Here is an 18,467-nt window from a genome sequence, read left to right on the forward strand (position 1 = left end):
GCTTCAAGGTACGCAGGAGATAAAGTTCATACAAGTGTTTAATCACCCGCCAGCGCCCGGTGCGACGAACCGCCGCTGAGCGGTCGCAGACAGGCTTTCCAGACAACGCGCAGCAGCTGATAAATTCCCAGAATTGTCATCGCCATGAAGAACAGCAGACTCCATTCAGGAATGCTCAGGTCGAACAGTGTCCAGGAAATCTCCGCGCACTCGGCCTCCCCTTTAAACATCTGCGTGGCCTGACACAACCAAGGCATACCCTCGTACTGAACTGCCAGATTGGGCGAGCACGTCAACAGCTGATGCATTGGATCGCTCTGCAGCAAAACCTGCCGCCACGCCGTGACCGTACCCGCCAGACTGCAAAACAGCCCGAGCATCCAATACAGGAAAGATCCGAAGCGGCCAGGCCCATGCACCGAAGCCGCCAGGCAGATACCTGTGAGCAATGCGAGGCAAAAGCGCTGCAACAGGCACAACCCGCAAGGCTTGAGGCCGACCGCATATTCCAGGTAATAGGACACGCCCAGGGCCAGGGCACCTGCAATGAAAGCCATGAAAAACAAGGAGCGTGAGCAGGCCAAAGACATGGCATTTCCGTAACAGTAGAGACAGGCGGTTACGGTAGAGGAAAGCGCTGCAGCCTTTCAAGGCAGGCCAGCGGGGACACTTCAACAGAAGTGTAGGGAATTCCCGACAGGAACGAGAGGATTAGGTGTAGTCCTCTGTAGGAATCTGCCGTTGACGGACTACAAAGGTAAAATTCCGGCAGTTTGCAGGCGACGGGATCGCTCCTTCGAGCGACCCGTCGTCCACTCTTCAAGCGTGAACAGGAACCGGCAACGGTGCCGCCAGCAAGCGCTCGTCCAACAAGCCCAAGCCCTCCTGGAACAACTGATTGCTGCGTTCTGTGTCGCCCAGCTGCGCCAGCAGCCGCGCCAGCTCCGCGCAGGCTTCCGGGTTGCGCTGCACACGCAGACTGCTCTCCAGATAGTCCCGGGCCTTGCCCCAAAGGCTGCTTTGCAGACACAAGCGCCCCAAGGTCAGCAACAGGCTTGGGTCGGCCGGATGTTCCTTGAGCCAACTCTCGGCGGTGTGCAGTTGACGTGCCGGATCGCTGCCGCGAACGAGTCCGTAGAGGCGCGCCAGATGACTGTCGTAGTTGCGCTTGAGCGCCGTGCGCAGGATCTCTTCGGCCTCGACCTGAGCACCCAGCTGCCGAAGTTGTTCGGCATAAGCGAGCACCAGTTGCGGCTCTTGACGCTGCGCTGAGGTCAGCTGCTGCCAGGCGCGATTAAGCGATTGCAAGCCGACCGTCCCGTCTTCTTCCTGATGCGCCGCCAGGGACAGGTTCTCACCCCAGGCCCGGCGTTCCAGCTCGGCCAGCTCGGCCGGTGGCAGGGCCTTGTCCTTGCGCAGCTCCGGCAGCAGACGAATCACCGCCGACCAGTCGCCCCGCTGTTGGTGCAAGCGCTGCAACTGGCGCAAGGTCTGGACGTTATGGGGATGACGCTCGTGCATGGCTTGCAGGGTCACCAGGGCGCCTTCGGTATCGCCGCGGTCAGTCTGTAATTGAGCGTGGCTGAGGGCAATCGCCAGCTCTGCCTGGGGTTGTCGCTCAAGAGCGCGTTCCAGCAGGTTGTCGCTTTCCTCGTAATGACCTTGTTCGTTCGCGGCCCGGGCAGCGCCGAGGTAGTAAAGCAACGGCTGGCGCTCGGCTTCCGCAGCCCGATGCAGATGGCGCTGCGCACTGGCCCAGCGACCTTCGGCCAGATCCAGCTGACCGTGTTCAATCGCCACCTGCACCCGGCGACTGCGATTGCGCCGCGACCAGGGATTGACCACGCCGCTGGAGGTCGTCACCAATTCGATCAACGCCTTGATGCCCCAGAACACCAGCCAGAGCACGGCGACCAACGCCAGGGTTGCCCACAGGCTCGATTCGTAACGGAAGCTTTTGTAGGCGATCAGCACGTAACCGGAATGCTCGGCAATCGCCAGCCCCAGCGCGGCAGCCGCAGCGATCACCAGGAACACGATCACATAGAGGCGTTTCATGGCGTCGCCTCCTGAGCGGTGTCCGCAGCAGGTTTGGCCATCGGTTTGATCGAGTCCTCGGCGTTGACATTACGCCGCTCCAGATACCCCTGAACCGCACTCAGCGTGCCGGTCAGGTCTGGCGTGACAACGGTGACCGGTTGTTTGCTCAACTCGCCAACCTGCTCAAGCATCACTTTGCTCTGAGGATTGTCCGGGTTGAAGTTGCCTTTGAGCACGTCGCGCGCCTCCGCCAGCGCCTGGGTATAAACCGCGGCCTGGCCATTGAGCGCGGCCCATTGCGCCTGCTCCAGCGCCAGGCTCAGGGCCAGGCGCACCTGGCTCAGGCTCTGCCCGGCCAGCAACGGACGCACATTCTTGTCGGCATTGAAGTCGATGCGGATGTAGCGCGAGACCTGATCCCACCATTGCGCCCAGCGACTGGCGCCGTCGCCATCGGCGGTGAGACCCAACAGGGATTCACCACGGTCCTTGTACTCGGGTGCCAGCTCGGTGAGGCTGATCACCTGATTGCGCAGCGCTCCCAGTCGCAGGAACAGACCGGTGCGATCCGGCTGTTGGGTGCTACGCAATGCCACCAGCGTTTTGGCCACTTGTTCGCGAGCGGCAAAAGAGCCCGGGTCGTTCTGTTCGCGCAGAATTTCATCGGCGCCCTGCACCAAAGCCTGGGCACTGCTGATGTCCTGCAACGCGGAAAGACGCAGGCTGGCCAGACGCAGCAGGTGCTCGGCCTCGGCCAGACGCCAATCCTTGCGGCTGGCGCCGAGAACCGTTTCCAGGCGTTGATTCAAGCGTTGCTGATCGCCTTGAAGTTGAGTAACCAAACGACTGCGCGCGTCGAGCTCGGCGGCGGCAGGCATTTGTTCCAGGCGAGCAGTCAGGCGTTGTTCATTGAGCTTCAGATCCTGCGCCTGATCGTTCAATGCCTGGACCTGGCTCAACTGCTGTTGAGTATTGGCTTGCAGGTGACGCACCTGCCAGACTCCCCAGCCGCCCACGGCGACACCGGCGGCGCCCAGCAATAGCGCGACGATTGCCAGCCCATTGCCTCGGCGCTGCACTGCGGCAGGTGGCCCGGTTTCAACCGGTGCTTCAACCGGTGCATCGAGCACTGGCTTGACGTCATCTTTAGGCAAGGCTGTTTCGCTCACGTATCCATCCTTTGCATTAGAGAACGGGTCCGGGATGCTCCCGTAACGCCGTCAGCAAAGCCGCGGCACTGGCGCCACGACAATCCACAACTGTTTGAGCCCCGGCGGCACGTGCCAGCTCGGCGACCCGGGGGCTTGGAACAAACAACGGCAACCGCGCCAATTGCGGCCAGGCATCGCCGGCCAATTGATGCAGGTGCTCAAAACCCTGTCCACTGCTGACCACCAGCCCGTTCAAGCGTTCCGCTTCGATCCGGTCAGGCAGCGCTGCCGGCGGGTACTGCGGCAGGTCGCGGCGGTACAACTCCAGATACTCGACACTAGCACCAAGCTCGCGCAAACGCTCAGCCAGCAACTCGCGCCCGCCCTCCCCGCGCATGATCAGCACACGTGGACCGGGCCGCGCGATTGCCTCGCGCAACTGAGGAAGTTCAAGCAAGGCTTCGCTGTCATCGCCATCCACCGGGAAGCTGATGTCCAACCCGCGATCCTCGAGGATCTGCGCGGTGGCTGCGCCCACGCTGAACCACTTCAAACGAGGGGGTTGCGGCCGATACCGGTCGAGCAGTTCCACAGCAATTCTGGCGGCAGGCTTGCTGACCACGATCACCGCGCAATAGCGATCCAGTCGCTGAATCACCTCGCGCATTGTGTCAGAGACAGGAATCGGCTCGATCTCCAAAAGCGGCAAACTGCTGCTGAAAATCCCCTTTTCAGCCAAAAGACTGCTCAGCGCCGCCGACTCATCCGCGGGACGCGTCAGCAGCAGGCGCCAGCCCGTCACTCGTGACCTGCCTCGCCGTAGACTGCTTTCAGAATGTCGTTGGCGCCTTGACTCAGCAGGTCTTCAGCCACTTGCACGCCCAGGGCTTCGGCGTCGCTGCGTGGCGCACGAGCCTCGGCGCTGAGCAGCAGACCGCCGTTCGGATCACCGACAAGACCACGCAACCAGATCTGCTCGCCTTCAAGCACGGCATAGCAGGCGATCGGCACTTGGCAGCCACCATTCAGATGTTTGTTGAGAGCACGTTCGGCGGTCACGCGGATCGCAGTGTCCTGGTGATGCAGCGGTGCCAACAGCGCGTGAATTTCGCTGTCGACGCTGCGGCATTCGATACCCACCGCGCCTTGGCCACCGGCCGGCAGACTGTCGTCGACGCTGATGGCCGAGGTGATGCGATCTTCAAAGCCGAGACGAATCAGGCCGGCGGCGGCGAGGATAATGGCGTCGTATTCGCCGGCATCGAGCTTGGCCAGGCGCGTGTTGACGTTGCCGCGCAGGAAGCGAATTTCCAGGTCCGGACGACGGGTCAGCAACTGGGCCTGACGGCGCAGGCTGGAGGTGCCGACGATGCTGCCTTGCGGCAATTCGTCCAGGCTGGCGTAGGTATTGGAAACGAAGGCATCACGCGGGTCTTCTCGCTCGCAGATGCAAAACAGGCCGAGGCCTTCAGGAAAGTCCATCGGCACGTCTTTCATCGAGTGCACGGCGATGTCGGCTTCGTTTTCCAGCAGCGCGGTTTCCAGTTCTTTGACGAACAGGCCCTTGCCGCCGATTTTCGACAGTGGCGAGTCGAGCAATTTGTCACCGCGACTGACCATGGGCACCAACGTCACGAGCAGACCCGGATGGGCCTCTTCCAGACGGGCTTTGACGTATTCGGCCTGCCACAGGGCGAGTGCACTTTTACGGGTGGCGATGCGGATTTCGCGAGAGGACATGGATCAATCCGTACTGAATAGATACGGCGGATAATAACAGCTCAGCCAAATCCACTTTGACTTGTATCAGAAAACGCGTGGCCTCCCTGGCCTCAGACGTCCAGCAATCGGGATGAAACCCGCCCGTAAATGGCGGATTAAAGCTGTTGCATCATCTTGCGCACGCCGGCCACATGCCGTCGGCTGACGATCAGGGCGTCGCCGTTCAAGCCTTTGAGGAACAGCTGAAAATGCCCCAGAGGCGTGCGCTGCAGACGTTCGATGCGTTCGCGGGCGACCAGCGCGTTGCGGTGGATTCGCACGAAACGGTCGCCAAATTCATCTTCAAGGGCCTTGAGCGGCTCATCCAGCAGCACTTCGCCACCTTCGTGGCGCAAGGTCACGTATTTGTGATCCGCAATGAAGTAGACCACCTGACCCAACGGGATCAGTTCGATACCTTTACGGGTACGGGCGCTGATGTGGCTGCGCGGGCCGCTGCCACTTTCGGCGGCGGGACGGGTCAAGGCAGCGAGCTGGACACGATTGGGTCGCTCGGCTTTTTTCAATGCGTCATGTAAATGTTCAGTTCGCACAGGCTTCACCAGATAGCCCACGGCGCTGGCCTGCAGGGCTTCCACGGCAAATTCATCGGGCCCGGTGCAAAACACCACGGCGGGCGGGGTTTCGCGTTCGCACAATCGTGCAGCCACTTGCAGGCCATCGAGGCCTGGCATGCCGATATCGAGCAGCACGATATCCGGTTTGTGGCTGTCGATCAGTGCCAACGCCTCATCGCCGTTCGTGGCGCTAGGCTCCAGGACACTGTATCCCTCGAGTTCGCCAACCATTCGGCTCAGGCGCTCGCGGGCAAGGGGTTCGTCATCAACGATCAGGACATTCATATTGCGCTGGATTCCTGCGTGAGTCTCGCACAAGGATAGCGTAGACAGGTGAAGTGACGTCCGTCACCGCGATCCACGCTAAGACTAGCGCGAGGGCCAAAAAGTGCCGCCCGTCCGACGGCTAAATTTTCATCCGTCATGCGTTTGGCGGCCCAGGCCCGCGTTAGCGAGGCATCGCCGTAGGGTTTGTTGATACACAATATGAACACCCCCTCTTCTTATAGTCAGCTGCAGCGTCTGGAAGTGCGCTGATCCTACTGTCCTACTGTCCAACTGTAGACGGTTGCCGGCACGATATTGCTCAATTGAAAAATATCGTTGCGCAAATCCCCTCGGCGTTGACTCGAGTATGGACCGCCGCCTGAGAAAAAAACGTATCGACCAGTGCCAGCGACAGGATTGGCAACCCTGTTATTATCCGCGACAGCTTTCTACGCCATCTTTCTTCAGCCGACACGAGCGAATTCATGAGCACTGACAAGACCAATCAGTCCTGGGGCGGCCGCTTCAGTGAACCCGTCGACGCCTTCGTCGCCCGCTTCACCGCCTCCGTCACTTTCGACCAGCGCCTGTATCGCCACGACATCATGGGTTCGATCGCTCACGCCACGATGCTGGCCAAGGTCGGCGTGCTGACCGATGCCGAGCGCGACAGCATCACCGATGGCCTGAAGACCATCCAGGGTGAAATCGAGGCCGGCCAGTTCGACTGGCGCATCGACCTCGAAGACGTGCACATGAACATCGAGGCGCGTCTGACCGACCGCATCGGCGTCACCGGTAAAAAGCTGCACACCGGCCGCAGCCGTAACGACCAGGTCGCCACCGACATCCGCCTGTGGCTGCGTGACGAAATCGACCTGATCCTGAGCGAAATCACCCGCCTGCAACAAGGCTTGCTGGAGCAGGCCGAGCGCGAAGCCGGCAGCATCATGCCGGGCTTCACTCACCTGCAAACCGCGCAGCCGGTGACCTTCGGGCATCACATGCTGGCCTGGTTCGAAATGCTCAGCCGCGACTACGAGCGCCTGGTCGACTGCCGCAAACGTACCAACCGCATGCCGCTGGGCAGCGCCGCACTGGCCGGCACCACCTACCCGATCGACCGCGAATTCACCGCCCAACTGTTGGGCTTCGACGCTGTGGGCGGCAACTCACTGGACAACGTGTCCGATCGTGACTTCGCCATCGAGTTCTGCTCGGCCGCGAGCATCGCGATGATGCACCTGTCGCGCTTCTCCGAAGAGCTGGTGCTGTGGACCAGCGCGCAGTTCCAGTTCATCGATCTGCCGGACCGTTTCTGCACCGGCAGCTCGATCATGCCGCAAAAGAAAAACCCAGACGTTCCAGAGCTGGTGCGTGGCAAGACCGGTCGCGTATTCGGCGCACTGATGGGCCTGCTGACCCTGATGAAAGGCCAGCCACTGGCCTACAACAAGGACAACCAGGAAGACAAAGAGCCGCTGTTCGACGCCGCCGACACATTGCGCGACTCGCTGCGGGCCTTTGCCGACATGATCCCGGCGATCAAACCCAAGCACGCGATGATGCGTGAAGCAGCCCTGCGCGGTTTCTCCACCGCCACCGACCTGGCCGACTACCTGGTTCGCCGCGGTCTGCCGTTCCGTGACTGCCACGAAATCGTTGGCCATGCCGTGAAGTACGGCGTGGAAAGCGGTAAAGACCTGGCGGAAATGAGCCTGGAAGAGCTGCGCAAGTTCAGCGACCAGATCGATCAGGATGTGTTCGCCGTGTTGACGTTGGAAGGCTCGGTGAATGCCCGTGACCATATCGGCGGGACTGCGCCGGCACAGGTCAAGAAGGCTGTGGCTCGCGGCCAGGCATTGCTCGCCAGCCGCTAAGGCAGTCAAAAAGCATCGCGAGCAGGCTCACTCCCACAAGGACCGCGCGAAACCTGTGGGAGCGAGCTTGCTCGCGATGGCTGACTTCAGAACACTACAAAACTTACTTCTTGGACGCGACCATCGCCAAAAATGCTGGCATTGCCGCTTCCTTGTCCTTTGCGATCCGCTGCACATTCGGATTTTGCCCCAGATGCTCCAGCAGCGCCTTGGCCGCCGGCATCTCAGCCAGCAAATCCAGGTCAAACAGCTTCTGCGCCACCGCACAGGCCAGCGGCACGCTGTAGAGGAAATACAAATCCGCAATGCTCAGGCTGTCACCTGCCACATAAGGGGCGAACTTGCCGTGCCTGCCCAGTGAGGCAAACCCCAGCAGCAACTCGGCTTTGGTCTTGTCCTTGATCGCATCCGGCACCGTCATGCCGAAAAATGCTTCGCCGTAGCAGGCTCGCCCCGGCAATTCGATGTACAGCTCGATTTCCTTGGCCAGCGCCAGGACCTGCGACCGCTCAAAGGGATCGCTCGGCAACAGCGGCGTGCCCTTCTGGCTTTGTTCGAGGTACTCGAGAATCACACTGGTTTCGTTGATGAAACCCTGTTCGACGCCCAGCACCGGTATCTTCCCACGCGGGCTGATGGCTAATGCCTCGGGGCTCGGCCCCGGGTAAAACAGTACCTCTTCAAACGGCAGTCCCTTCTCGAGCAGCGCCAGCTTGACCATGTTGTAGTAGTTGCTGACGGAGAATCCATAAAGCTTGAGCATCACATAGCCTCCAGGCCGTGCGGGGTTGGCAGGTGCCTTTTATAGAACGCCGCGACGTTTCTTGCCAGCAGCATCACAGCGTTGAATGCAGGTAAACTGGCCGCCTTAACTTGAGGAGCCTGCCATGAGCGAGCCAACCCCCGGCATCAACAACGACGACATCGACGAAGAAGAGTTCGCCGAAAACACCCTGGTCGAAGCCATCGAAAACCAGATCGAAAGCGACAACCCGCCTGCCGCCAAGGCGACCTTCAACAAGCTGACCCTGGTGGGTTACGAGCGTGAAGAAATCCTCAATCTGATGGCCCACGTTCTGGCGGTGGAAATCGACGCGATCCTCGAAGAAGACCGCGCGTTCAACACCGAATGGTACGAAGCTGCGTTGCGTGCATTGCCAGAGTTGCCGCCGGAAAAGAAATAAAATCAAAGATCGCACCTGTCGAAGGTTGCGATCTTTTTCATTTCAGACAACCGTTTCTCAGACCCTGACTACACTGTATCCACCCCGCTGCCGCACCACCCACCGGGGAATGCTTCCCAAGGTGAAAAAACCCTGTTGCGAGCACTGGACATGCCGCCCGAGTGGGATCACCTTAGGGACGCTGTCGTCCAATTCCTAGAAAGTCTGGAGTCCTTATGTCGCTTACCCCTGAGTTGGTTGCCGAACTGGAAATCCTCGCACTCTTCAACCTGGACAGTTCCCAGGAAGGTTTGAAAATTCATCAGACCGCTGCCCCGAAAGCCATTGCCGCCGCCCAACGCCTGTTCGACAAAGAACTGATCACTCAGCCCGATGGCGGTTATCTGACCAGCCTGGGTCGTGATGCAGCGCAAAATGTGCAAACCGTTCTGACCATTCTCAACGTCCGGGAAACTGCCTGAGCATTACCGTAGCGCCCACGGAAACCCCTGCTACGGGATTTCCGCGGGCACATTTCGTTACTTGCCCTGTTGCCTGCCGTCGCCCCGCGATAAAAATCTGACGCCAGAAAAACAAAATCAGCTTAAAAGTCCTGGAGCCGAGGCGCTAAACTGCCCTCATCCGCAGACACCCACGTCTGAGCCCCGCGAGCCGGTTTGAGCTGACATGACCCGCCACCATGAAATCCGCCCCGATCTGGACGAGGGAATCGACCGCAAGGTGCTCAGCCAGCTGCGCGCACGGTTTCTGAAGCTCAACGAAGGCCGTATGGCCCGCGCCATGGAAGGGTTGTCGACCCGCCAGCAAGCGGTGCTGACCCTGTTGCCGCTGTTTTTCCACGTCAATCATCCGCTGTTGCCGGGGTACGCTTCGGGCAGCACGCCGGCCGGGCTGTCGAATTACGAACCCGACGCCAACACGCTCGCCGAAGCCCAGCGCCTGACCCGCTCGTTTTCCTATAAGCCCCGCCATGGCAGCAATCCGCCGCGACCGATTCACGGCCTGTTCCTGATGGGCAGCCTCGGCACCCTCGCCCAGGCCGACCAGAGCGACATGGACGTGTGGGTCTGTCATGGGCCGGACTTGAGCGAAAGCGAGCTCGCCGAGCTGCGCAAAAAATGCCAGCTCCTCGAAGTCTGGGCCGCCAGCCAGGGCGCCGAGGCGCATTTCTTCCTGATCGACCCGACCCGTTTCGTACGCGGCGAACGTGATACGCAACTGAGTTCGGAAGACTGCGGCACCACCCAGCACTATCTGCTGCTGGACGAGTTTTATCGCACCGCGATCTGGCTGGCCGGACGCACACCCATCTGGTGGCTGGTGCCGGTCTATGAAGAAGCGAGCTACGACCGTTACACCCACACGCTGATGTCCAAGCGCTTCATCCGTGCCGACGAAACCCTGGACCTGGGGCATCTGGCCTATATCCCGCCTGGCGAATACATCGGTGCCGGACTCTGGCAGTTGTTCAAAGGTATCGAGTCGCCGTACAAATCGGTACTCAAACTGCTGCTGACCGAGGTCTATGCCAGCGAACACCCCAAGGTTCATTGCCTGAGCCTGCGCTTCAAGCAAGCGGTGTTTGCCAATCGGCTCGACCTTGATGAGCTGGACCCGTACGTCGTGGTCTACCGACGCATCGAGGAATACCTGACCGCCCGTGGCGAGCCGGAACGCCTGGAGCTGGTACGCCGGGCGTTGTACCTGAAGGTCAATCGCAAACTCACCGGCAGCAACAGTCGCACTCAGAGCTGGCAGCGTTCGTTGCTCAAACGCCTGGCCCACGAATGGCAGTGGGATCATCGTCAACTGGCCCTGCTCGATAGCCGCAGCCAGTGGAAAGTCCGTCAGGTCGGCTCTGAACGCAGGGCCTTGGTCAACGAGCTCAATTACAGCTATCGCTTCCTGACCCAGTTCGCCCGCAACGAACAGACCGTCAGCCTGATCAACAAGCGCGACCTCAACGTGCTGGGGCGACGGCTGTACGCGGCCTTCGAGCGCAAGGCCGACAAGGTCGAGTTCATCAACCCTGGCATCGCCCCGGATCTGGCCGAAGACACCCTCACGCTGGTGCATGCGCCGAACAAAAAAGAATCGGGTCAAACTCAGTGGGGTTTGTACAACGGCAGCCTGACGGCCCTCGAATGGGAGCATTTCGCACCGATCAAGCGCAGCCGTCAATTGCTGGAACTGCTGACCTGGTGCCACCGCAACGGCGTGATCGACAGCAGCACCCGCCTGGCCTTGCATCCCGGCAGCAGCGACCTGAGCGAGTTCGAACTGTTCAACCTGCTCGGCAGCCTGCAACAGAGCATTGTCCTGCCGCTGACGACCGTCGCCGAAGAGCCGTTACTGCGCGCCAGTGAGCCGAGCGAAGTGCTGATTTTGGTAAACGTCGGCGTCGATCCACTCAAGCACCACCGCGACCTGAACATCCTGATGACCACCGAGCGCACCGATTCCCTCAGTTACGCCGGCGTCCGGGAAAACCTGGTGCTGACCCTGGATCAGGTCACGCTCAATAGCTGGAACGAAGTGTTGGTCAGTCGCTTCGACGGCCCTCACGCGCTGCTCGACTGCGTGCGTGATTACCTCAACAACCTGCCCGGCGGGCTACAACAACCCACGTTGCGGGTTCGGTGCTTCTGCCACAACCGCGCACAGTTTATTGCCCGGCGGGTCGAAGAGATCCTCGACACCGCGCAGAACCTGCTGTTGAGCAAACTCAATCATCGCTACCTGATTCAGGTCCAGCAGCACTACCACGTGCTGGAGCTGGTGCCCGGCCAGGTCAATCATGTCGCCCTCGCCACGCTGCCGGCGCTAGTCGATTACCTGGGCGAAGAGCGGCCAAGCTACAGCCCGCTACACCTGGACCCGATGGCACTGGAAGACCACGATCTGGCGCTGGTCCTGCCGATGGGCCAGCCCGATTGCATTCAGGTGTTCTACCGGATCAACGAATACCACGCCGATCTGTACGTGCTGGATGAATTCAATGCCTTATGGCAGCAGCGCTTGCCCTACCACGACGAGCAAAGCCTGCTGGTGCCGCTGCAACGTTTCCTGCAATCGATCCAGTACCGGCGCGACGCCTTGCTGCCGATGGACGTCGCCCAGCCGCTGAGCCTGGACACCTTGTATTACCAACTGCTGCCCTCTGGTCCCGTGCGGGCGCGTCGGGTCGAAGCTCGGCCAGCGCCGCAAACCCCGGTCAACAAACCGTTCTACGACGTGCAGGCGATTGTCGGCAAAGCCGCACCGGGACAGGTGCAGGTCACGTTGTATTGCAATCAGCGGGAGTTTTCAGAGCTGGAACATGGCGACCAACTGTTCAGCGTGGTCGCCCGGGAAATCGTCGAGCAGCGCCGTGAAACCGAACGCTATCGCTGCTACATCACCGACCTGGATCTGTCGGGCCTGCTCGGTGATGGTCAGAGTTCAAGCATTTTGTATTTGCGCTACAAGGCTGACCTGGAACGCGCATTGAACGAGGCGCTCGAGCAGGTCTGAGGGGGTTATTCCGGAAAGTGGCCGCCCTCGGCCGGCTGCGATTCGACTTCCAGCAGGGTCAGTTTGAGCGTCTTGCCGCCCGGAGCCGGCCAGTCGATGTGCTGACCAACCTTAAGGCCGAGCAGCGCGCTGCCCACTGGCGCCAGAATGGAAATCTTGCCTTCGTCGGCATTGGCGTCTTTGGGGTAAACCAGCGTCAGGTGATAGTCCTTGCCGCTGCCTTCTTCGCGGCAATGCACACGGGAATTCATGGTCACGACATCGGCGGGTACTTCATCGTGACCGACCAGGGTATCGGCGCGGTCCAGTTCGGTTTGCAGCGCGATAACGCCCGGCAGCGTGTCATCCAGGCTGTCGATCAGGCGTTCCAGACGTTGCACGTCCAGACGGGTAAGGGTGATTGAAGGTGCGGTCATGATTTGGGCAGACTCCTTTCTTCTGCACAGAAAAAGCAAAACCCCGCCAGAAAAAGGCGGGGTTTTCACGAGCCTCGATGGGTTGAGGCGTTTCTCGACACTATCACAGCTCAATAAATATACAAGTCAGGCCCCGCCGACCTGTTTGCGCTGTGCAGCCTGGGCGCAGATCACCCGCCGCCGATCGTCATCGGCCGAGCGCCATTCGCGGATGTCTTCGACATGGCGAAAACACCCAAGGCAGACCTTCTGCTCATCCAGCCGACACACACCGCTGCACGGCGAAGCCACCGCCGGGCTGACATTGCTGTAGAGCGGTTTTGGCGGACGAACGGGCGCAGGCTGGGTCACGATTTCACAGACCTTCGAAATCGAGCTCGGCGTCAGCTTGCTGCTTGACGATGCGCTCAAGCATTTCGCCCAGCTGTTCTTCGCTCTTGTCGCACATCCAGCGCTCGCTCTCTTCGTCGTAATCGAAGTGGAAACCACCGGAAACGGCCGCCAGCCACAGCTGCCGCAGCGGCTCCTGACGACTGAAGATCAACTGGCTGCCGTTTTCGAACTTGACGGTGAGCACACCGGCCGAGCTCTCCAGATCGATATCCAGGTCACACTCGTCAAAAATATCTTCCAGCGTCTGCTGGGTGGCATCGACCAGGTCGTGGAAACGGGCTTCAGTCAAACTCATTGCGGGAACCTCAAAAAGTGTCTACTCACGCTCAAGCGCCGCAAGATACGGGCGAGCCCCGGTGATTGCAAAGGATAACGATCAAGGGCCCGATAGCGTTACGAAATATCCACGTACGGCGCAGGATAAGTTACCGCGCTACGGTTCAAGCCCCGCCGGACGGGAGCCCCGTCGCATAGGCAAGCTGCCGGGTGGCCGGTATACTCCGGCGCAATTAATGCATTTTCAAGGATTTCGCCATGAAGCGCCTGATCTCTTCCCTTGCTGCGCTCGCTTCGCTCGCCGCTTTTGTCAGCTTATTATCGGCCTGTGGTCAAAAAGGCCCGCTGTACCTGCCTGACGATTCCCAGGATCCTGCCGAGCAAGCTCAGTCCTCGCAAAAGAGCCCGTCGAAAGCACACAAGCACGACGTCTACCAATAAGGGAACGCCATGGACGCTTTTAACTACCGTGACGGCGAGCTGTTCGCGGAAGGTGTTGCCCTGTCCGCCATCGCCGAACGCTTTGGCACACCGACCTACGTCTACTCCCGTGCGCACATCGAAGCCCAGTACCTGGCTTACGCCGATGCGCTGGCCGGCATGCCGCACCTGGTCTGCTTTGCGGTCAAGGCCAACTCCAACCTGGGCGTTCTGAATGTCCTGGCGCGTTTGGGCGCCGGTTTCGACATCGTCTCCCGTGGCGAGCTGGAACGCGTACTGGCCGCTGGCGGCAGCGCCGACAAGATCGTCTTCTCCGGTGTCGGCAAGACCCGTGACGACATGCGTCGTGCCCTGGAAGTCGGCGTGCACTGCTTCAACGTCGAATCCACCGATGAGCTGGAACGCCTGCAAGTGGTCGCCGCCGAGCTGGGCGTTCGCGCGCCGATCTCGCTGCGCGTGAACCCGGATGTCGACGCCGGCACTCACCCGTACATTTCCACCGGTCTTAAAGAGAACAAGTTCGGCATCGCCATCGCTGACGCCGAAGACGTGTACATCCGCGCCGCCCAACTGCCAAACCTGGAAGTGGTCGGTGTCGACTGCCACATCGGTTCGCAACTGACCACCCTGCCACCCTTCATCGACGCCCTCGACCGCCTGCTGGGCCTGGTCGACCGCCTCGGCGACTGCGGCATTTACCTGCGCCACATCGATCTCGGTGGTGGTTTGGGCGTGCGTTATCGCGATGAAGAGCCGCCATTGGCTGCCGACTACATCAAAGCCGTGCGCGAGCGTCTCGACGGTCGTGACCTGGCGCTGGTGTTCGAGCCGGGCCGCTTCATCGTCGCCAACGCCGGCGTGCTGCTGACCCAGGTCGAGTACCTCAAGCACACCGAACACAAAGACTTCGCCATCGTCGACGCGGCCATGAACGACCTGATCCGCCCGGCGCTGTACCAGGCCTGGATGGACGTCACCGCCGTGCGCCCGCGCACTTCCGCTGCCCGTGCCTACGACATCGTCGGGCCGATCTGCGAGACCGGCGACTTCCTGGCCAAGGATCGTGAGTTGGCCCTGGAAGAAGGCGACCTGCTGGCCGTGCATTCGGCCGGTGCCTACGGGTTTGTCATGAGTTCCAACTACAACACCCGCGGCCGTGCCGCTGAAGTGTTGGTGGACGGTGATCAGGCATTTGAAGTGCGTCGCCGTGAGACGGTAGCCGAGTTGTTTGCTGGCGAAAGCCTGCTGCCGGAGTAAACCCATGCTGCTGCGTTTTACCAAGATGCACGGCCTGGGCAATGACTTCATGGTCCTTGACCTGGTCAGCCAGCATGCGCACATCCTGCCCAAACACGCCAAGCAATGGGGCGATCGGCATACGGGTATCGGTTTCGACCAGTTGCTGATCGTCGAAGCGCCCAGCAACCCGGACGTGGATTTCCGCTACCGGATCTTCAACGCCGACGGCTCCGAAGTGGAACAGTGCGGCAACGGTGCGCGCTGTTTCGCTCGCTTCGTGCTCGACAAGCGCCTCACCGCGAAGCGGCAGATCCGCGTCGAGACCAAAAGCGGCATCATCGAACTGGATATCCGCAGCGACGGGCAGATCGGTGTCAACATGGGCGCACCGCGCCTGGTGCCGGCCGAGATTCCATTTGAAGCACCGGAGCAGGCCACGAGCTATCAGGTTGACGTCGACGGCACCCTGGTCGACCTGGCCGCCGTGTCCATGGGCAACCCCCATGCCGTGCTGCGGGTCAGCGACATCAACAATGCACCGGTGCATGAACTGGGGCCGAAAATCGAAAACCATCCGCGCTTCCCGGCGCGGGTCAATGTCGGTTTTCTCCAGGTCATCGACCGGAGCCGCGCGCAGCTGCGCGTCTGGGAACGCGGGACCGGGGAAACCCAGGCTTGCGGAACCGGCGCCTGCGCTGCCGCAGTGGCCGCGATCAGCCAGGGGTGGATGGATTCGCCGCTTTTGATCGACCTGCCCGGCGGGCGTCTGTCCATTGAATGGGCAGGCCCTGGCCAACCGGTCATGATGACTGGCCCGGCAGTGCGCGTTTATGAAGGACAAGTGCGTCTTTGAGAGAGTCGAATCCATGAAAGATAAGCCCCAGGTTCCCGCCCTACAGCCCGACGAATCCCCTTCCGAAAGCCTTGAGGCGGCGGCGATTGCCGCGTACCTGGAGGCTCATCCGGATTTCTTCGTCGAACATGAAGAACTGCTCGCAACCTTGCGCATTCCGCACCAGCGCGGCGACACCATTTCGCTGGTCGAACGCCAGATGAGCATCCTGCGCGACCGCAATATCGAGCTGCGTCATCGCCTCTCGCACTTGATGGACGTGGCCCGCGACAACGACCGCCTCTTCGACAAGACCCGCCGCCTGATTCTCGCGCTGATGGACGCCACCAGCCTGGAAGATGTGGTGATCAGTGTCGAAGACAGTCTGCGCCAGGACTTCCAGGTGCCCTTCGTCAGCCTGATCCTGCTGGGTGACAACCCGATGCCGGTCGGCCGTTGGGTCACGCATGCCGACGCGCAAACAGCCATCGGCGGCTTGCTCTCGGAAGACAAAAGCGTCAGCGGCAGCCTGCGTGAACACGAACTGGACTTCCTGTTTGGCGAAGAACAGCGCAAGCAGATCGGTTCCACCGCCGTCGTCGCCATCAGCTACCAAGGCATCCACGGCGTCCTGGCCATCGCCAGCCGTGACCCGCAGCACTACAAGAGCTCGGTGGGCACGCTGTTCCTCAGCTACATCGCCGAAGTCATGGGCCGCGTGCTGCCACGGGTCAACACCTCCCTGCGCTCGGTACGCTGATGATGGAACGGCAACTGGACGCTTACTGCGAACACTTGCGCAGTGAGCGGCAGGTGTCGCCTCACACGCTGTACGCCTACCGCCGTGACCTCGACAAAGTGCTGGGCTGGTGCGTCAAACAGAACATCAGCAGTTGGGCGGCCCTGGACATCCAGCGTCTGCGCAGCCTGATCGCTCGCCTGCACTCACAGGGCCAATCTTCACGCAGCCTGGCGCGGCTGCTGTCGGCGGTGCGCGGGCTCTATCACTATCTGAACCGCGAAGGCCTCTGCGACCACGACCCGGCCAACGGCCTGGCGCCGCCCAAGGGCGAACGACGGCTGCCAAAAACCCTCGACACCGACCGTGCGCTGCAACTGCTTGAGGGCGCGGTGGAGGATGATTTCCTGGCGCGTCGGGATCAAGCAATCCTGGAGCTGTTCTATTCCTCGGGTTTGCGGTTGTCGGAACTGACCGGACTCAATCTGGATCAGCTGGATCTGGCTGACGGTATGGTTCAAGTGCTCGGCAAGGGCAGCAAGACCCGACTGCTGCCGGTCGGCAAAAAAGCTCGAGAAGCACTTGAGTTGTGGCTGCCGCTGCGGGCCATGACCAACCCTGCGGACGACGCGGTGTTTGTCAGCCAGCAAGGCCGGCGCCTCGGCCCACGGGCGATTCAGGTGAGGGTTAAAGCCGCTGGCGAGCGCGAACTGGGGCAGAACCTGCATCCGCACATGCTGCGGCACTCCTTCGCCAGCCATTTGCTGGAGTCGTCCCAGGATTTGCGGGCGGTTCAGGAGTTGCTCGGCCACTCGGACATCAAAACCACCCAGATCTACACCCACCTTGACTTCCAGCATTTGGCGACGGTTTACGACAGCGCCCATCCACGGGCCAAACGCATCAAAGGCGATGAGTCATGAGAATTCAATTAATCACCTTCGACCTCGACGACACCCTGTGGGATACCGCCCCGGTGATCGTCAGCGCCGAAGCCGTATTGCGTGAATGGCTGACCGAGCATGCACCGAATCTGGGCGCAGTGCCGGTGGAGCATTTGTGGGCGATTCGCGAACGGATCCTGAGCAGTGAGCCGGGCCTCAAGCACCGCATCAGCGCCCTGCGCCGCCGAGTCTTGTTCCATGCGCTGGAAGAGGCCGGTTACGACCATGATCAGGCCTCAGACCTGGCCGATCAGAGCTTTGAAGTGTTTCTGCATGCGCGGCATCAGCTGGAAATCTTCCCGGAGGTGCAACCGACCCTGGAGACGCTGGCCAATCACTACGCCCTCGGCGTGGTCACCAATGGCAACGCCGATGTGCGTCGGTTAGGGCTGGCGGATTACTTCAAGTTTGCCTTGTGCGCCGAAGACATCGGCATCGGCAAACCGGATGCGCGACTGTTTCATGAGGCGTTGCAGCGTGGTGGTGCGACGGCCGAGACGGCCGTGCATATCGGCGATCATCCGGGTGACGACATTGCCGGCGCCCAGCAGGCGGGATTGCGGGCGATCTGGTTTAACCCGGCGGGCAAGGTTTGGGAAGCCGAGAAGGCACCGGATGCCGAAATTCGCAGCCTGAGCGAGTTGCCGGCGTTGTTGGCCCTGTGGAACGCCCAACACTAACCCTTAGATCACCGATATTCCCCTTGTGGGAGTGAGCCTGCTCGCGATAGCGGAGTGACATTCAGTATTTATATTGCCTGACACACCGCTATCGCGAGCAGGCTCACTCCCACAGGGGATCGACACAGGCCCA

At 60.8% G+C, this 18,467-nt stretch carries 20 protein-coding genes and 1 pseudogene; 10 read left to right on the forward strand and 11 right to left on the reverse strand.

What is annotated here, in order from left to right; translation table 11 throughout:
* Positions 1-38: 38 nt before the first annotated feature.
* The 7 genes and pseudogenes from ACYZTZ_RS26985 to ACYZTZ_RS27015 form a co-directional block, all read right to left on the reverse strand.
* Positions 39-590, reverse strand: coding sequence for a disulfide bond formation protein B (locus ACYZTZ_RS26985; protein ID WP_462000187.1), 552 nt, complete (start codon positions 588-590; stop codon positions 39-41).
* Between the two features lie 229 nt (positions 591-819).
* A complete protein-coding gene (locus ACYZTZ_RS26990) occupies positions 820-2,058 on the reverse strand; it encodes a heme biosynthesis HemY N-terminal domain-containing protein (protein ID WP_462000188.1) in 1,239 nt (412 codons plus the stop codon).
* Positions 2,055-3,209 (reverse strand): uroporphyrinogen-III C-methyltransferase, encoded by a 1,155-nt coding sequence (locus tag ACYZTZ_RS26995; protein WP_462000189.1) that lies wholly within the window; start codon positions 3,207-3,209, stop codon positions 2,055-2,057. Before ACYZTZ_RS26995 ends, ACYZTZ_RS26990 begins: the two co-directional genes overlap by 4 nt.
* Positions 3,210-3,225: 16 nt before the next feature.
* Positions 3,226-3,993, reverse strand: a complete 768-nt coding sequence (locus tag ACYZTZ_RS27000) for a uroporphyrinogen-III synthase (RefSeq protein ID WP_462000190.1) — start codon at positions 3,991-3,993, stop codon at positions 3,226-3,228.
* Positions 3,990-4,931: a hydroxymethylbilane synthase gene (gene hemC, locus ACYZTZ_RS27005; RefSeq protein WP_056738742.1), complete on the reverse strand. Its 942-nt coding sequence runs from the start codon at positions 4,929-4,931 to the stop codon at positions 3,990-3,992. Before hemC ends, ACYZTZ_RS27000 begins: the two co-directional genes overlap by 4 nt.
* Before the next feature lie 137 nt (positions 4,932-5,068).
* A complete protein-coding gene (locus ACYZTZ_RS27010) occupies positions 5,069-5,815 on the reverse strand; it encodes a LytR/AlgR family response regulator transcription factor (protein WP_008150278.1) in 747 nt (248 codons plus the stop codon).
* Positions 5,812-5,925, reverse strand: a pseudogene (locus ACYZTZ_RS27015) (sensor histidine kinase); the annotation flags it as partial. The pseudogene ACYZTZ_RS27015 and the gene ACYZTZ_RS27010, both read right to left, overlap by 4 nt.
* A 357-nt stretch (positions 5,926-6,282) precedes the next feature.
* Between ACYZTZ_RS27015 and argH the strand changes: the two are divergent.
* On the forward strand, positions 6,283-7,677 hold the full coding sequence (argH, locus tag ACYZTZ_RS27020) for an argininosuccinate lyase (RefSeq protein ID WP_046045092.1): 1,395 nt from the start codon (positions 6,283-6,285) through the stop codon (positions 7,675-7,677).
* 103 nt (positions 7,678-7,780) lie between these two features.
* Here the strand turns inward: argH and ACYZTZ_RS27025 are convergent, their stop codons facing one another.
* A complete protein-coding gene (locus ACYZTZ_RS27025) occupies positions 7,781-8,440 on the reverse strand; it encodes a glutathione S-transferase family protein (protein WP_462000191.1) in 660 nt (219 codons plus the stop codon).
* Positions 8,441-8,564: 124 nt separating this feature from the next.
* Here ACYZTZ_RS27025 and ACYZTZ_RS27030 point away from each other — a divergent pair, with 124 nt between their 5' ends.
* The 3 genes from ACYZTZ_RS27030 to ACYZTZ_RS27040 all read left to right on the forward strand — a co-directional run bounded on the left by ACYZTZ_RS27030 (position 8,565) and on the right by ACYZTZ_RS27040 (position 12,374).
* Positions 8,565-8,861, forward strand: a complete 297-nt coding sequence (locus ACYZTZ_RS27030) for a hypothetical protein (protein ID WP_046045090.1) — start codon at positions 8,565-8,567, stop codon at positions 8,859-8,861.
* A 215-nt stretch (positions 8,862-9,076) separates the two neighbouring features.
* Positions 9,077-9,322, forward strand: a complete 246-nt coding sequence (locus ACYZTZ_RS27035; RefSeq protein ID WP_008150272.1) for a TIGR02647 family protein — start codon at positions 9,077-9,079, stop codon at positions 9,320-9,322.
* Positions 9,323-9,527: 205 nt separating this feature from the next.
* A complete protein-coding gene (locus ACYZTZ_RS27040) occupies positions 9,528-12,374 on the forward strand; it encodes a class I adenylate cyclase (protein WP_462000192.1) in 2,847 nt (948 codons plus the stop codon).
* A 5-nt stretch (positions 12,375-12,379) separates the two neighbouring features.
* Here the strand turns inward: ACYZTZ_RS27040 and rnk are convergent, their stop codons facing one another.
* The 3 genes from rnk to cyaY form a co-directional block, all read right to left on the reverse strand.
* On the reverse strand, positions 12,380-12,790 hold the full coding sequence (gene rnk / locus ACYZTZ_RS27045) for a nucleoside diphosphate kinase regulator (protein WP_046045088.1): 411 nt from the start codon (positions 12,788-12,790) through the stop codon (positions 12,380-12,382).
* 126 nt (positions 12,791-12,916) lie between these two features.
* A complete protein-coding gene (locus ACYZTZ_RS27050; RefSeq protein ID WP_082555745.1) occupies positions 12,917-13,141 on the reverse strand; it encodes a DUF1289 domain-containing protein in 225 nt (74 codons plus the stop codon).
* Between the two features lie 4 nt (positions 13,142-13,145).
* Positions 13,146-13,478, reverse strand: a complete 333-nt coding sequence (gene cyaY, locus ACYZTZ_RS27055; RefSeq protein ID WP_046045086.1) for an iron donor protein CyaY — start codon at positions 13,476-13,478, stop codon at positions 13,146-13,148.
* Between the two features lie 239 nt (positions 13,479-13,717).
* Here cyaY and lptM point away from each other — a divergent pair, with 239 nt between their 5' ends.
* Genes lptM through ACYZTZ_RS27085 form a run of 6 tightly spaced genes read left to right on the forward strand, consistent with a single transcriptional unit; the run spans position 13,718 to position 18,334 of the window.
* Positions 13,718-13,900, forward strand: coding sequence for an LPS translocon maturation chaperone LptM (gene lptM, locus ACYZTZ_RS27060; protein ID WP_046045085.1), 183 nt, complete (start codon positions 13,718-13,720; stop codon positions 13,898-13,900).
* Positions 13,901-13,909: 9 nt separating this feature from the next.
* Positions 13,910-15,157: a diaminopimelate decarboxylase gene (gene lysA / locus ACYZTZ_RS27065; protein WP_461962080.1), complete on the forward strand. Its 1,248-nt coding sequence runs from the start codon at positions 13,910-13,912 to the stop codon at positions 15,155-15,157.
* Between the two features lie 4 nt (positions 15,158-15,161).
* Complete coding sequence (gene dapF, locus ACYZTZ_RS27070) at positions 15,162-15,992, forward strand: diaminopimelate epimerase (RefSeq protein ID WP_046045083.1); 831 nt, start codon at positions 15,162-15,164, stop codon at positions 15,990-15,992.
* A 13-nt stretch (positions 15,993-16,005) separates the two neighbouring features.
* A complete protein-coding gene (locus tag ACYZTZ_RS27075; protein ID WP_046045082.1) occupies positions 16,006-16,731 on the forward strand; it encodes a DUF484 family protein in 726 nt (241 codons plus the stop codon).
* Between the two features lie 2 nt (positions 16,732-16,733).
* On the forward strand, positions 16,734-17,633 hold the full coding sequence (gene xerC, locus ACYZTZ_RS27080; protein WP_008150257.1) for a tyrosine recombinase XerC: 900 nt from the start codon (positions 16,734-16,736) through the stop codon (positions 17,631-17,633).
* Positions 17,630-18,334 carry an HAD family hydrolase gene (locus ACYZTZ_RS27085; protein ID WP_056738731.1) on the forward strand — a complete coding sequence of 235 codons (705 nt, stop codon included), beginning with the start codon at positions 17,630-17,632 and terminating at the stop codon, positions 18,332-18,334. Before xerC ends, ACYZTZ_RS27085 begins: the two co-directional genes overlap by 4 nt.
* The last annotated feature ends 133 nt before the right edge of the window (positions 18,335-18,467 follow it).

The sequence above is a fragment of the Pseudomonas sp. LB3P58 genome, from assembly GCF_054897895.1.

Coding starts and splice junctions, on each gene's coding strand:
- ACYZTZ_RS27030 (WP_046045090.1), top strand. CDS start 8,565: ATGAGCGAGCCAACCCCCGGCATCAACAACGACGACATCGACGAAGAA.
- argH (WP_046045092.1), top strand. CDS start 6,283: ATGAGCACTGACAAGACCAATCAGTCCTGGGGCGGCCGCTTCAGTGAA.
- hemC (WP_056738742.1), bottom strand. CDS start 4,931: ATGTCCTCTCGCGAAATCCGCATCGCCACCCGTAAAAGTGCACTCGCC.
- ACYZTZ_RS27040 (WP_462000192.1), top strand. CDS start 9,528: ATGACCCGCCACCATGAAATCCGCCCCGATCTGGACGAGGGAATCGAC.
- ACYZTZ_RS27025 (WP_462000191.1), bottom strand. CDS start 8,440: ATGCTCAAGCTTTATGGATTCTCCGTCAGCAACTACTACAACATGGTC.
- lptM (WP_046045085.1), top strand. CDS start 13,718: ATGAAGCGCCTGATCTCTTCCCTTGCTGCGCTCGCTTCGCTCGCCGCT.
- ACYZTZ_RS27075 (WP_046045082.1), top strand. CDS start 16,006: ATGAAAGATAAGCCCCAGGTTCCCGCCCTACAGCCCGACGAATCCCCT.
- dapF (WP_046045083.1), top strand. CDS start 15,162: ATGCTGCTGCGTTTTACCAAGATGCACGGCCTGGGCAATGACTTCATG.
- ACYZTZ_RS26985 (WP_462000187.1), bottom strand. CDS start 590: ATGTCTTTGGCCTGCTCACGCTCCTTGTTTTTCATGGCTTTCATTGCA.
- rnk (WP_046045088.1), bottom strand. CDS start 12,790: ATGACCGCACCTTCAATCACCCTTACCCGTCTGGACGTGCAACGTCTG.
- ACYZTZ_RS26990 (WP_462000188.1), bottom strand. CDS start 2,058: ATGAAACGCCTCTATGTGATCGTGTTCCTGGTGATCGCTGCGGCTGCC.
- ACYZTZ_RS27085 (WP_056738731.1), top strand. CDS start 17,630: ATGAGAATTCAATTAATCACCTTCGACCTCGACGACACCCTGTGGGAT.
- ACYZTZ_RS27010 (WP_008150278.1), bottom strand. CDS start 5,815: ATGAATGTCCTGATCGTTGATGACGAACCCCTTGCCCGCGAGCGCCTG.
- ACYZTZ_RS27035 (WP_008150272.1), top strand. CDS start 9,077: ATGTCGCTTACCCCTGAGTTGGTTGCCGAACTGGAAATCCTCGCACTC.
- lysA (WP_461962080.1), top strand. CDS start 13,910: ATGGACGCTTTTAACTACCGTGACGGCGAGCTGTTCGCGGAAGGTGTT.
- xerC (WP_008150257.1), top strand. CDS start 16,734: ATGGAACGGCAACTGGACGCTTACTGCGAACACTTGCGCAGTGAGCGG.
- cyaY (WP_046045086.1), bottom strand. CDS start 13,478: ATGAGTTTGACTGAAGCCCGTTTCCACGACCTGGTCGATGCCACCCAG.